This is a genomic window from Kitasatospora griseola (assembly GCF_044999035.1).
Classification (GTDB): Bacteria; Actinomycetota; Actinomycetes; order Streptomycetales; family Streptomycetaceae; genus Kitasatospora; species Kitasatospora griseola.
The window spans coordinates 5,761,481-5,774,285 of record NZ_CP173360.1; the positions used below are offsets into that span (position 1 = coordinate 5,761,481).

At 74.7% G+C, this 12,805-nt stretch carries 12 protein-coding genes, 1 pseudogene and 1 riboswitch; of the genes and pseudogenes, 4 read left to right on the top strand and 9 right to left on the bottom strand.

The window, feature by feature from the left end; genetic code table 11:
- Positions 1–4: 4 nt before the first annotated feature.
- The 3 genes and pseudogenes from ACI1MP_RS26200 to ACI1MP_RS26210 all read right to left on the bottom strand — a co-directional run bounded on the left by ACI1MP_RS26200 (position 5) and on the right by ACI1MP_RS26210 (position 2,174).
- The gene (locus tag ACI1MP_RS26200; protein WP_404869599.1) at positions 5–1,006 is read right to left on the bottom strand and encodes a methyltransferase domain-containing protein; all 1,002 of its coding nucleotides are present in this window, start codon (positions 1,004–1,006) and stop codon (positions 5–7) included.
- A 110-nt stretch (positions 1,007–1,116) separates the two neighbouring features.
- A pseudogene (locus tag ACI1MP_RS26205) lies at positions 1,117–1,425 on the bottom strand (helix-turn-helix domain-containing protein); the annotation flags it as partial.
- Positions 1,422–2,174, bottom strand: a complete 753-nt coding sequence (locus ACI1MP_RS26210; RefSeq protein ID WP_404869600.1) for a DUF6879 family protein — start codon at positions 2,172–2,174, stop codon at positions 1,422–1,424. The pseudogene ACI1MP_RS26205 and the gene ACI1MP_RS26210, both read right to left, overlap by 4 nt.
- Before the next feature lie 157 nt (positions 2,175–2,331).
- Here ACI1MP_RS26210 and ACI1MP_RS26215 point away from each other — a divergent pair, with 157 nt between their 5' ends.
- The 3 genes from ACI1MP_RS26215 (at position 2,332) to ACI1MP_RS26225 (ending at position 4,409) form a co-directional block, all read left to right on the top strand.
- Positions 2,332–2,964, top strand: a complete 633-nt coding sequence (locus ACI1MP_RS26215) for an RNA polymerase sigma factor (RefSeq protein ID WP_404869601.1) — start codon at positions 2,332–2,334, stop codon at positions 2,962–2,964.
- Positions 2,961–4,016 carry a CU044_5270 family protein gene (locus tag ACI1MP_RS26220; RefSeq protein WP_404869602.1) on the top strand — a complete coding sequence of 352 codons (1,056 nt, stop codon included), beginning with the start codon at positions 2,961–2,963 and terminating at the stop codon, positions 4,014–4,016. Before ACI1MP_RS26215 ends, ACI1MP_RS26220 begins: the two co-directional genes overlap by 4 nt.
- A 78-nt stretch (positions 4,017–4,094) precedes the next feature.
- On the top strand, positions 4,095–4,409 hold the full coding sequence (locus tag ACI1MP_RS26225) for an antibiotic biosynthesis monooxygenase (RefSeq protein WP_043913727.1): 315 nt from the start codon (positions 4,095–4,097) through the stop codon (positions 4,407–4,409).
- 35 nt (positions 4,410–4,444) lie between these two features.
- Here ACI1MP_RS26225 and ACI1MP_RS26230 read toward each other — a convergent pair whose 3' ends face one another.
- On the bottom strand, positions 4,445–5,266 hold the full coding sequence (locus ACI1MP_RS26230; protein WP_380343392.1) for a MerR family transcriptional regulator: 822 nt from the start codon (positions 5,264–5,266) through the stop codon (positions 4,445–4,447).
- 206 nt (positions 5,267–5,472) lie between these two features.
- Between ACI1MP_RS26230 and ACI1MP_RS26235 the strand changes: the two genes are divergently transcribed.
- The gene (locus ACI1MP_RS26235; protein ID WP_380343395.1) at positions 5,473–6,945 is read left to right on the top strand and encodes an alpha/beta hydrolase; all 1,473 of its coding nucleotides are present in this window, start codon (positions 5,473–5,475) and stop codon (positions 6,943–6,945) included.
- Between the two features lie 27 nt (positions 6,946–6,972).
- Here ACI1MP_RS26235 and ACI1MP_RS26240 read toward each other — a convergent pair whose 3' ends face one another.
- From ACI1MP_RS26240 to ACI1MP_RS26260, 5 genes are read right to left on the bottom strand one after another with little or no spacing between them, the layout of a single operon-like run.
- Positions 6,973–7,788: an ECF transporter S component gene (locus tag ACI1MP_RS26240; protein WP_404869603.1), complete on the bottom strand. Its 816-nt coding sequence runs from the start codon at positions 7,786–7,788 to the stop codon at positions 6,973–6,975.
- The gene (locus tag ACI1MP_RS26245; protein ID WP_404869604.1) at positions 7,785–9,386 is read right to left on the bottom strand and encodes an ABC transporter ATP-binding protein; all 1,602 of its coding nucleotides are present in this window, start codon (positions 9,384–9,386) and stop codon (positions 7,785–7,787) included. The genes ACI1MP_RS26240 and ACI1MP_RS26245 overlap by 4 nt, the downstream gene beginning before the upstream one ends.
- A complete protein-coding gene (locus ACI1MP_RS26250) occupies positions 9,383–10,522 on the bottom strand; it encodes an energy-coupling factor transporter transmembrane component T (protein WP_404869605.1) in 1,140 nt (379 codons plus the stop codon). The genes ACI1MP_RS26245 and ACI1MP_RS26250 overlap by 4 nt, the downstream gene beginning before the upstream one ends.
- Positions 10,523–10,524: 2 nt before the next feature.
- On the bottom strand, positions 10,525–11,202 hold the full coding sequence (locus tag ACI1MP_RS26255; RefSeq protein ID WP_404869606.1) for an SCO2322 family protein: 678 nt from the start codon (positions 11,200–11,202) through the stop codon (positions 10,525–10,527).
- Entirely contained in the window at positions 11,199–12,632 is a 1,434-nt protein-coding gene (locus ACI1MP_RS26260) for a prenyltransferase/squalene oxidase repeat-containing protein (RefSeq protein ID WP_380343410.1), read from the bottom strand. The genes ACI1MP_RS26255 and ACI1MP_RS26260 overlap by 4 nt, the downstream gene beginning before the upstream one ends.
- A 92-nt stretch (positions 12,633–12,724) precedes the next feature.
- A riboswitch (cobalamin riboswitch) is annotated at positions 12,725–12,804 on the bottom strand.
- Between the last annotated feature and the right edge of the window lies 1 nt (position 12,805).

The following is a 12,805-nucleotide window of genomic DNA, read 5'->3' on the forward strand; positions in this document are numbered from 1 at the left end:
CCCGTCATGCCAACCGGACGGTGTGCGTGCCGTCCGGCGTGACGGTGAGCTCGAACTGCTCGAACCCCGGGCGGCCCCGGGCGTCCCACCACCGCCACGCGGCCTCCACCTCGTCCCACAGCCGGCGCGGGCCGGACTGCACCACCTCGAACTCCGCCCGCCCCGGCTCCCGATCGGCCGTCGCCCACAAGGTGACGGCCGTGTCGTGCAACCAGAGCGTGCAGGACCCGTCCGGGTACCGTTCCGTCAGCGGGAAGACCCCCGGCACCCGGGCGCCGATCGCGAACATCGCGTCCCAGCCGCCGAGTTCGTCCGGCGAGAGGGCGGTGGTGGACCGGACCCCGTCGGCGGGCCACGGCGCGGACAGGTAGGCGAGACTGCTCGGACGACTGGTGCGCTGGGCGCGCAGCCGCATGAACGCCGACGAGTGGACGAAGCTGCCGCGGGCGCCGCCGTCCGGCCGGGTCGTCAGCCTCACGACGGCCTCGCCGCCGTACTCCGGCCCCCAGGGAGCGACGATCACCGCGCCCGGGCGGCACTGTTCGATCCAGGCGCGGGGCACCTCGCGCACCGAGCAGGTGGCGATCACCCGGTCGAACGGCGCGGCCGGCGCGTGCCCGGCCGCGCCGTCGCCGACCACGGCGACCGGGGCGTACCCCGCTCGGGCGAGGCGGCGGCCGGCGTCGGCGGCCGTGGTTCTGTCGACCTCGACGGTGGCGACGTTCGCCGAGCCCAGACGGTGCGAGAGCAGCGCGGCGTTCCAGCCCGTCCCGGTGCCGATCTCCAGCACGCGGTGGCCGTCGGTGACGTCCAGTGCCGCGAGCATCGTGAACACCATCGTGGGCATCGAACTCGACGAACTCGGTGCGGCTCCCCGGGAGTTGCCGAGGTGCGCCCCGTCGTCCCACTGCGTGGTCAGCGGCACGTCCGCGTACACCGCCCGCCACCACGCGGCCGCGTCCTCCTGCCGGCTCACCGCGTCGCCCTGCCGCACCCCGTCCGCCATCCCCGGCCACACCGTGTCCGGCACGAACAGGTGACGGGGAACGGCGTGGTACGCCGCGAACCAGTCGGACCGCAGCGAACCGTTGGCGATGAGCGCGGAGGCCAGCCGCTCGCGACCCGCCGGTCCTGCACCGGTCGATGACCGGCGGCCAACTGCCGTCGCCAGGAGCGGGATTGCGTTTCGAACGCGCGAAGGCGGGCCGACGGCTCGGCCGCCGCCTCGGGCTGCCCGACACCGTCCGCCCAGGCCCGAAGGTCCTCGTGGGTGGCGGTCTGGCGGCCGGTCTCCAGCTTGCTGACCTTGGACTGCGTCCATCCGAGCCGGTCGCCCAGCTCGCGACCGGTGAGACCGCCCTCGGCCCGCAGCTCGCGGAGCCGCAGACCGAGGGCGTAACGGGCCTGTTGGAAATCGGTGGTCACTCGCCGGACGGCACCCCAGCCCGGAACTCGCGGTGCGGCACGGCGAAGTGCCAGGCGGCGTCCCGCTCCTGGCAGGCGCGGTTGACCAGGACCGGGTCGGTGATCACCTCGATGTCGGTCAGCACGTCGTCGGCGTCGAAGTGCAGCAGCGCGATCACCCGGGAGTCGAACACCCAGGCGTCCTCCAGGGGAAGGCCCAGCCGGTCGGCGTCCTTTCGCCACAGGTAGCGGACGTCCTCGCCCACCGTGCCGATCTGTTCGGCGTTGTCGAGCAGGTAGCGCTGGCCGAGGGTCGGCGGGTTGTCCATGATCCGCACCCGTTCGAACCGCTTGCCCTGCGCGGACTGCGCACGGCGGTTGCGCGCCCAGTCGTCGTCCATGTCCCACCCGGGATCCTCCCCGGCTACGAACCGGCGGTAGGTCTCGGTCTGCTCGTCCGAGCGGTACTGGCGGCGGGTCTCCAACCGGAAGGCCGTGTGCTGGAAGGTGTGGAACATCGACTCGAACTCGTCGTAGCTGATCATCACCGGCCCGCGCTCGGCGGCGCGCGGGGCGAAGTCCGCGAGCAGGACGCGGGGTACGGTCACGAACCCCGCGCCGGGCTTGATGTCGCGGAACTGGGCCACCTCCGCCGGGTCCGTGACGAGGTCGCCCTGCACGACCACCTGCCCGGTCTCCTCGTCCTCGTACAGTGTCGGGCAGCCGTCGCTTCCGGAGTTGCTTCCGATGTAGCGCAGTCGACGGGTCATCTGTCTGCTCCTCCCGTGGATGGTCGGCCTCAGAATGCCCGGGCGTCCGGCGGGGCAGGGCGCTGATTCGCGAATATTCGTCCGGAGGGGCCGGCATGACGAGCGTCACGGGAACCCGTGGATGGGTGCCGGACAGCTCATAGGAGTGATCACAGATATGCGAACCCGGGTGCGGGCCGGGGACCCGAGTGTGTTCGGGGAGTTGTTCGACCGCTATGCCCGGGCCGTCTACAACCATGCGTTCCGGCTGACGGCGGACTGGTCGGTCGCGGAGGACGTCATGTCGGCGACGTTCATGGAGGCGTGGCGGTTGCGGGGCAGGGTGGCCGAGGAAGGCGGGTCGTTGCGGCCGTGGCTACTGGGCGTCGCGACGAACCTGGCGCGCAACCACTGCCGCAGCAACCGGCGTTACCGCGCGGCGGCCGCGGCGCTCGCCGCGAGCGGGGCGTCGGTGGTGGAGGTGCCCGACCATGCCGAGGAGGTGGTCGGGCAGGTGGACGACCGGCGGCGGCTCGCGGCGACGATGGCCGCGATGGGCGCGCTGCGGCGTGCTGAGCGGGAGGTTCTGGTGCTGTGCCTGTGGGACGGGCTGGAGTACGCCGAGGCGGCCGAGGCGCTCGGCATTCCGGTCGGGACGGTGCGTTCCCGGCTTTCGCGTGCCCGTACCAAGCTGCGCAAGCTCGCGGATTCGGAACTGGCGGCGGAAAAACGGGAACCCGCCCGCCGTCCTCGGCAGATGAATGGGGACCGCGCGACAGCGGTCCGGCCCGTACCGGAAGGACACCGATGAACGCCAGCCCCTCCCAGCCGCGCCCGGCTGACCGGCCGGAGACCGATGGTTTCCTGCCGACCGTGGAGCGGGATCTGCCGACGGGTCGCCACCAGTTCCACAAGGAGCGCCTGATGGCCCAGATCCACGAAGACCCCGCCGTTTCCACCCCCGCCGCCCGGCGGCGCAACCCGTTCCTGCGCCGCGTCGTCCTGCTGCCGGTGGCAGCGTGCGTGCTGGCCGGCGCCGTCGTGGTCGGTGCGGGCCTGAGCCGGGGCAGTGACCCGGTCCGGTCCGCCGCCCCCGGCGCCGGTCCCGTCCTGACCACCGACATCCGCCCCGCGGACGCGCAGGGAGCCGTCCAGTTGCTCGACCGGATCTCGGTGGTCGCCCAGGAGACCACCGCCCCGCAGGCGCGTGCGGGCCAGTACGTCTACATCGAGTCGAAGGTCGCCGGCACGTCCGTGTGGTCGGTCAACGGCAAGGACTCGGCCGTCGGCGAGGCCCTGGACACCCGGCGGAGCTGGAAGTCGGTGGACGGCCACAAGGGTTGGCTGATCGATCGGCGGAACAAGGACGGCATCACCCTGGACACGACGGAGGCGCCGGGGCTCAACGCGCCGTCCTACGACTACCTGGCCGCCCTGCCCACCGACCCCGACGTCCTGCTGAAGAAGATCTACACGGAGACGGCGGGCCACGGCCCCGGCCCCGATGCCGAGGCGTTCACCACCATCGGCGACCTGCTGATCGAGAGCTACCCGTCCCCGCAACTCGCCTCCGCGCTCTACCGGGCCGCCGCCAAGATCCCGGGCGTGACCAAGGTGGACGACGCCGTCGACGCCGCCGGCCGCCACGGGATCGCGGTGGCCCGGTTCGAGCAGAAGACCGGCGTGCGCACCGAGTGGATCTTCGACAAGTCCTCGCTCGCCTTCCTCGGCGAACGCACCGTCCAGGTCGAAGGCACCTCCGGCAACGGCCTGATCAAGCCCGGCACGGTCATCTTCACCAACGCGATCACCGCTCGCGCCGTCGTCGACGGCGTGCAGCAGACCTCCGCGCAGTCGGCCTGACCGCTGCCGTCTCCCGCCACCCCCGCCGTCCTGCCGTGCCTTCGGGTTCGGGGGTGTGAGGTGGGGGAGGATGGAGGCATGAGCGTTGTGAAGATCAATGTGCTGACTGTTCCTGCGGAGCAGCGGGAGGTGTTGGAGCAGCGGTTCGGGTCGCGGGCCGGGGCTGTCGAGGGTGCGGACGGGTTCGAGTGGTTCGAGTTGCTGCGGCCGGTGGAGGGGACGGACCAGTACCTGGTGTACACGCGGTGGCGGGACGAGGCGTCGTTCCAGGCGTGGATGGAGGGCCCGATGAAGGCGGCGCACCAGGGCGGGGGCGACCGGCCCAAGCCGGCGGCGACGGGGTCGACGGTGTGGTCGTTCGAGGTGGTGCAGTCGGCCGGGCCGAAGGCGTAGGGGACGTGCGGGGCCGGTCCCGGGGGAGGCCGGCCCTACGCGGGGTGGAACGGGACGGCGATGTCGGCCACGTGCTCGTCCGGGCCGGCGGTGGCCCAGTTCGGGTAGTAGACCTCGCGGTTGGAGGCGCTTCGGGCGTAGCCGCGCAGGGTGAGCCAGGTGCCGACGGCGTCGTGGGCGGCAGCCATGGCCGCGAAGCCCGCCTGGCTCTTCGTGCGGGTGAGGTAGGCCTCGCGGTGGGCGGGTTCGATGCGGACGCCGATCTGCCCGGCGGGTCCGACCGCGTCGTGGGTGGGGGCGCAGACCTCGACGGGGCCGTCGGAGTCCTCGCTGACCAGGCCGTCGAAGACGGCGAAGATCGGTCCGGACAGGCAGGCTCCGGTTTCGCGCAGGTGGGCGAGGAGCAGTTCGGTCGACGAGGCGAGGAAGTCGGGGAGGTTCGCGGCGGTGACATGGCGTCGGGTGAACAGGACTTTCTGCTCCGCCACTTCGCGTTCGGCGATCTCGTCCATGCTCGGGCTCCTTCCGGTGAGGACTTCTCGGGCGTAGCCCACCGCGTCCCGGCGGGCCGTGTGCGCGGATTCCTGCTCGCGCCAGTACGCGGCGAGCAGCGCGGCGGGCTCCGCGCCGGGGGAGTCGAGCACGGTCGCGATGAGGGCCAGCGGCATGCCGATGGCGCGCAACAGGGCGATCCGGCGGGCGCGTTCGACCTGGGCGGGGCCGTAGCGGCGGATGCCGGTCCGCGGATCGGTCCGGGCGGGCGGCAGCAGGCCGCGGTCGCCGTAGAGCCGTAGGGCCTTGAGGCTGAGCCTGGTTGCGGCCGCGAGTTCCCCGATGGTGATCAGATCCTCTTGCACGGGGATCACTGTGCCCGCTGCCCCTGGGGGAGGGGCAAGCCGCCGGTCCGGCGGAGGACGCGGGGTGGGAGTGCGGTGGGAAGTCAATGCCGGTCAGTACGCCGCAGGTTGGAGGGCAGGGCCATCCTGCGGCGGTACGTGGGGCGGGGGTGGCGGAACGGAGACTGGAGGTGATCCGAGGCACTGATTCTGCACAGAGGACTGACATGGTTCTGCGAGACGGGCGAACGACTTCCCTGCTGACGGTGGGGGCGGTGGCGGCCGTGCTGGCGGCGCTCACCCCGGCGACGGCGTTCGCGGCGGGGGATCCGTTGCAGCGGTACGCGCAGCAGGAACTCCGTTGGGAGCGCTGCGAGATGGGCGGGCTCCCGGCGTTCGAGTGCGCGAAGGTGAAGGTGCCGCTGGACTACGCGAAGCCGGCGGGCCGGACGATCGAGATCGCGATCTCGCGGGTCAGGGCGGGGAGCGCGAAGGAGCGGCACGGGGTGCTGCTGATGAACCCCGGGGGGCCGGGCAGCCAGGGGCTGACGATGCCGGTGGAGATGGAGCCGCTGCTGCCGGCGGAGGTGCGGGCGCGGTTCGACCTGGTCGGGTTCGATCCGCGCGGGGTCGGGCAGAGCTCGCCGGTCGGGTGCGACCTGACGGAGGACGAGCGCAGCCTCCAACACCCGTACCGGGAAGCCACGTTCGGCAAGGACGTGGAGCGGGCCCGGTCGGTGGCCGACAAGTGCTGGGCGAAGGCGGGGGACGTGCTGCCGCACATCACCACCCGGAACACGGCGCGGGACATGGACCTCGTCCGGGCGGTGCTGGGCGAACGGCGGATCTCCTACTTCGGGTACTCGTACGGGACGTACCTGGGCGCCGTCTACACGCAGATGTTCCCGCAGCGCTCGGACCGGATCGTGCTCGACAGCGCGCTCGATCCGAAGCTCGCCTGGCGGGGGACCTTTCGGGGCTGGTCGACGGCGGCCGAACTCGCCTTCACCCGCTGGACGGAGTGGGCCGCCGAGCGTGACGCCACCTACGGGCTGGGGGCCACCGCGGCGGAGGTGCGCCAGACGTACTGGGGGCTGGTGGAGCAGGCCGGTCGGACGCCCGTCCCGACCGACGACGGGAAGGCGCTCGACGGCGACGCCATCCGTTCGGGGTACCGCGCGTTCGTGCAGGTCGAGGCCGTCACGCCGTGGATCGTCGCGCTGAAGGCCGCGGCTGCGGGCGGGCCGGCCGCGCCGGGCGTCCCGCCGGGCGTCGTGGACGACAACCAGACGGCCGTCACCTGGGCGGTGTTCTGCGGCGACACCCGCAGCTGGCCGCGCGACCCGGAGCAGTACCGGCGGGACGCGATCCGCGACCGGGCCACGTACCCGCTGGCCGGCGACCTGGGGGCGAACATCCAGCCGTGCGCGTTCTGGAAGTCGGCGGCGGTCGAGCCGGCCACCGCGGTCAACAACGACGTCGACGCGCTGATCGTGCAGAACCAGTGGGACCCGCAGGCGACGCTCGCCATGGCCCAAGGCATGCGGCGGGCCCTGCACGGCTCCCGGATGGTCACGGTCGCCGACGGCGAGGGCCACGGCGTGGTGGTGGCCGGCCCGTCCTGCGCGGACGGCGCGTTCACGCGCTACCTGACCACGGGCCGGCTGCCCGCGAAGGACCTCACCTGCGCCAACCGGTGACCCGCGCCGATCGGTGACCCGCAGCACCTAGTGGAAGGCCGCGCGGCGCGTCGCGCGGCGGAGGGCGCGCAGCAGGGGGCCGCCGACGGTGAGGCAGAGGACGGCGGTGAGGGCGGCGCGGGGGAGGTCCCAGCCGAGGGAGGTGGTGAGGCAGTAGAGGGCGAAGCGGGTGAGGTTGGCGGGGAGGGGGTCGCCGGGGACGAAGGAGATCGAGGTGGCCAGGCCGCCGATGTAGGGCCAGCCCTGAAGGTTCATCACGGTGCCGTAGCCGACGGCGGAGACGACGCCGTAGAGGGCGAGCACCAGGAGTTCGGCGCGGCCGCGCAGGCGGGCGGCGCCCGGGAGGAGGCCGGCGCCGAGGCAGACCCAGCCCATGGCGAGCATCTGGAACGGCAGCCAGGGTCCGACGCCGCCGGTGAGCAGGCCGGAGGCGAACATGGAGAGCGCGCCGAGGACGAAGCCGAAACCCGGGCCGAGGGCGCGTCCGGAGAGCACCATCAGGAAGAACATCGGCTCCAGCCCGGCGGTGCCCGCGCCGAGCGGGCGCAGCGCGGCGCCGGCGGCGGCCAGGACGCCGAGCATGGCGACGGCCTTGGCGTCCAGGCCGGGTGCGCCGGCGGCGGTGCGGCCCTCGGAGAGCTGGGCGACCAGGACGGCGAGCAGCAGCGGCAGCAGCAGGGCGAACAGCCAGGGCGCGTCGGTGGAGTGGCCGACCAGGTCGGAGTCGCGGGCGGCGAGCAGCGGCCACCCGAACGCGGCGACGCCGACCGCGGAGACCAGGGCGAGCGCGAGCGCCGAGCGCCGTCCGAGCGGCACGGGGCGGGCGAGTCCCCCGGAGGTCATGGCAACTCCCTGAGGGCGGCGGCGACTTCGGGGACGGTGAGGTACGGCGGGAGGATCTTCGCGGTCTGCGGGGCGAAGGTGGGCGAGGCGAGGACGACTTCGGGCGTGGGTCCGTCGGCGACGATCTCGCCCTCGGCCAGGACGGCCGTGCGGTGGGCGAGTTCGGCGGCGAGTTCGACGTCGTGGGTGGCGAGCAGGACGGTGTGGCCGTCGGCGGCGAGGGCGCGCAGGATCTCGACGAGGCGGGCCTTGGCGGCGTAGTCGAGGCCGCGGGTGGGTTCGTCGAGGAGCAGGACCGGCGGGCGGGCGGCGAGCACCACGGCGAGCGCGAGGGTGAGGCGCTGGCCCTCGGAGAGGTCCCGGGGGTGGCACCGGTCGTCGATGCCGGGGAGCAGGGCGGCCAGGATGCTCCGGCAGGCGCCGGGTTCGGCGCCGGCGTCCTGGTCGGCGGCGGTGCACTCGTCCGCGACGGTCTCGGCGTACAGCAGGTCGCGCGGGTCCTGCGGGACCAGGCCGACGGAGCGGATCAGGTCCTTGGGGCGGGACTTGTGCGGCGTGCGGCCGTCCACCCGGACGGTCCCGGAGTCGGGGGCGTGCAGGCCGACCAGGCTGCCCAGCAGGGTGGACTTGCCGGCGCCGTTGCGTCCCATGAGCGCGGTGATCTGCCCGGGGAACAGGGCGAGTTCGACGCCGCGCAGGGCCGGGACGGGGCCGCGGGAGACCACCAGCCGGGAGACGGTGGCGATCGCGGGAGCGGTCGGCGGGGCAGGGGCGGGGGCCGGCGCGGGCAGCCGTTCGCGCAGCGTCGCCGCGCGCCGGCGGGCGTTCCGGACGGTGAGCGGCAGCGGGTCCCAGCCCGCCAGCCGGCCGAGGTCGACCACCGGGGGGCGGACGGGCGAGCGGGCCATCAGCACGGCGGGGTCGCCGAGCACGGGCGGCTCGCCGGGCCCGGGCAGCAGCAGGACCTGGTCGGCGTACTGGACGACGCGCTCCAGGCGGTGCTCGGACAGCAGGACGGTGGTGCCGAGGTCGTGCACCAGCCGCTGCAGGACGGCCAGCACCTCCTCGGCGGCGCCCGGGTCGAGCGCCGAGGTGGGCTCGTCCAGCACCAGCACCTTGGGGTGGACGGTCAGCACCGAGCCGATCGCGACCCGCTGGCGCTGGCCGCCGGAGAGCGCGGAGAGCGCCCGGCCGCGCAGCTCGGCGAGGCCGAGCAGGTCGAGGGTCTCCTCGACCCGGCGCCGCATCACGGCGGGCGGCAGGCCCAACGACTCCATGCCGTAGGCGAGTTCCTCCTCGACCGTGTCGGTGACGAAGTGCCCGGCCGGGTCCTGGCCCACGGTGCCGACCACGTCGGCGAGTTCACGCGGCCGGTGGGTGCGGGTGTCGCGGCCGGCGACGGTGACCCGGCCCTCCAGCACGCCGCCGGTGAAGTGCGGCACCAGGCCGGAGACGGTGCCCAGCAGGGTGGACTTGCCGGCGCCCGACGGGCCGACCAGCAGGCAGAGTTCGCCCTCCGGAACGGTCAGGTCGACGCCGCGCAGGGCGGGTTCGGAGGCGTCGGCGTACCGCACGCCGACCTGCTCGAAAGTGATCACCGGTTGCTCCGGGGCGGCTCGGGGGTGACGAAGGCGGGCAGCAGACCGATCAGCGCGGCCGCGGCGGGCAGCAGCGGAAGCCGGGGCGCGGTCGGCGGCACCACCGACGGCGTCAGGGCCTCCGGCCAGCGGCCCGCGTACCAGATCAGCGCGGCCGCGACCAGTGCGCCCGAGGCGGCCGTCAGCCACTCCGGGAGCGCCCACGGGTCGGGCCGGTAACGCGTTCGGACGGAGCGCCGGCCGCCCAGGGCGAGCCCGGCGGCGGACGCGGCGACGCCGGCCAGCAGGACGGGCAGCGCCCAGGCGTGGCTGCCCGCGGTGAGCAGGCCGTAGGTGGCGCCGCACACGCCGAGCAGCCCGGCCAGCGTCAACGCCCCGGCGGTGCGCACCAGTCGGCGCGGCACGTCGGCGGTGCGGCCGAAGCCGCGGGTGTCCATCGCCGCCGCCAGCGCCACCGAACGCTCCAACGCGCCCTCCAGCACCGGCAGTCCGACCGACAGCACCGCGCGCATCCCCCGGTCGGTGCGCCCGCGCAGCCGCCGGGCCGCGCGCAGCCGGCGGACGTCCGCGACCAGGTTCGGCGCGAAGGTCATCGCCACCACGGCCGCCACCCCCACCTCGTACAGCGCGCCCGGCAGCGAACGCAGCAGCCGCGACGGGGAGGCCAGCGCGTTCGCCGCGCCCACGCAGGCCAGCAGCACCGCGAGGCGCAGGCCCTCGTACAGCGCGAACAGGATGCCCTCCAGGCTCACCGAACCGCCCAGTCGGACGCCCTGCGCCCAGGAGGGGAGCGGGAGTTGGGGCAGGGTGAACAGGACGTGGGTGCCGCCGACCGGGGAGCCCAGCACGACCGCGAACACCACCCGGGCGGCCAGCACCAGCAGGCCCAGGCGCAGGAACGCCGCGTACGAGCGGGCCCACGGGGCGTCGCCGCGCCGGGCAGCCACCACGAAGCCCGCCACTGCCAGGATCAGCAGCAGGAGCACCGGATTGGTGGTCCGGCTGGCCGCCGCCGCGAGGCCCAGCGACCACAGCCACCAGGCGCCCGGGTGCAGCTGCCGGGGCAGCGAACGGCTGTGCACCGCACCCGAGTTCGAGACCTCGGGGGCGGTGCGGCGCAGACGGTCGACGGACATGGTCAGCGGGTGCGGCGGCGACGGGCCTGCCAGAGGGCGCCGGCGCCCAGCAGGACCACCACGCCGACTCCGGCGATCACGCCGACGGCCGGTCCGCCGTCGCCCTTGTCGGCCGGACCGCCGGACCCGGTGGCGGAGTCGGAGCCCGCCGCGACCTGCTCTCCGCAGCCCGCGCGCGGGTAGCCGGCTATCGCGCACAGCAGCCCGCCGGAGTCGTAGCGCAGCGGCGCGGCCACCGCGGCCAGCACCTCTGCCGAGTTCGCGGCGGTCGGCACCGAGGCGCACACCGAGCGGGCCTCGGCGGGCTTCTCACCGTTCGGCGCGTCCTTCCCGGTGCCGAAGTCGAGCACCACGGCGACCCGCTTGTGGCCGCCGTCGGGCGCGGTGTTCGCGCAGATCGCGGCGAAGTCGGCGGGCAGCGACGGCCGCGGCGCGTCCTGGCCGCCGTCCGGGCTGAGCACGAACCGCCAGCCGTCCACCGCCCCGTCCGCCGGCACGTTTCCGGTCGGGCCGACCTGCTGGAACGCCCAGCCGTCGGCGCCGCCCTTCCAGAACGACCAGTACCGGTAGTCCGCGGCGTGCGCGGACCCGGCGGCCGGGCCGAGCAGCGCCGCCAGCACGCCCAGCAGGGCGACGACCGCCGCCGCGGGCAGGGGAGTTCGGCGGATCCGCCCGGTCACCGGTCCTGCTCCGGCTTCTCGTCCGACGAGGCGCCGCCGGTCGAGGCACCCCCGGTCGGGGCGTCGCCGGACGTGGCGCTCGCGGCGGCGGCGTTGTTGCGGCGGCGGTTGAGGCTGAGCAGGATGCCGGCGCCGATGCCGACGAGCAGGCCGACGGCGATCAGCCAGCCGGCCGAGAAGCCGCTGTTCTCGTCGGGTTCGGTGATCGCCGAGCCGGGCGCCCGGGTGGCCTGCGGGTCGCCCCCGACGGGGCCGACCTTCGGCTTGGGGCCGGAGTCGGCCAGCAGCTGCACCAGGTTGGCGCCGCCGAAGTTGTACGGGTCGAGCTTGGCGGCGCGGGCCGTCAGCACCAGGGTGGCGGTGGCCGACGGGTCGGTGCCGCTCTTGCCCTGCGCGGCCCAGGCGTAGCCGTTGCCGGCCAGCCAGTCGGCGGCGCTGGCGGCCTCGGCGGGGTGGCCGGTGGCGACCAGGCCGAGCACCGCCCAGGCGGTGGAGTTGAAGTCGGCGGTCGCGGCCGCGCCCGGGGTGTCCAGCATCAGGCGGTGCCCGCCGGCGGCGAGCCGGCCGGCCAGCCAGGCGGCGTCCGCCTCGGCGGAGTCGGCGTGCGCGACGGGGCCGTCGCCCGGGGTGTCCGGGCAGGTCAGGGCCTTCGGCGCGGTGTCCTTGCGGTCGGAGGTGGTGACCGGCAGGTGCCCGCCCGCGGAGGCCAGCAGGGCCTGCGCGGCGGCGAGCGTGTTGGGCGCGGCCGGGGCACCCGACACCGGCTGGTAGACGAACGCGCCGCGCTGCTCGGCGGGGGACCAGCAGCCCAGCTGGAAGGAGGCCAGCCCGGCGTAGGCGGACTGCCCGCCCGGGACGGACGTCGCGGCCGGGTCGAGACCGGCGGCCAGCAGCGCGTTCACCGCCAGCGCGGTGGAGTTGGCGTCGCCGGGGGCGCCCGGGTTGTACGCCCAGGTGCCGTCCACGGTCTGCTTGGCGCGCAGCCAGTCGGTGCCGCGGGTGACCTGCTGCTGGTGGTTGCCGAGCACGGTGAGCGCCTGCACGGCCATCGAGGTGGCGTTGGAGTCCTCGGCGGCGGGGGTGCAGGCCACGCCCTCGACCCGGTACGACGGCCAGCCGCCGTCCTCGCACTGCTGGTCGAGCAGCCACTGCACGGCCGCGTCGGCGGGTTCGACCCGCTCCTGGTGCAGGGCGATCAGCGCCAGCGACTGCCGCCACACGCCGTCGTACTGCGGGTCGCCCTTGCCGTACAGCCCGGCGGGCACCCCGGGCGTCGCCGGCGGGGCGGAGGCCGAGCCCGAGGCCGAACCGGACGGGGAGCCGGAGACGGACGCGTCGGGGGAGGGGTCGGCGAGGGCGGGCGCGGCGGCGGCGCCGGCGAGCAGGGCGCCGGCCAGTGCGGCGGCGCCCAGGCGGGCAGCGGTCAGCATGGGGAGAAAGCCTTTCGGGAGCGGTCGCAGCGGACCCGAAGGCACGGGCCGCCCGTAGACCCACGACGGAGGAGGGCCGCTCGTCTCCGGCCGGGCAGTCCGACTGCGCCGCGCCGGTCGAACGGCGCGGCTCACGGTTGCGGGTCAGTGCCGGAATCGCACCGGCTTCCCCC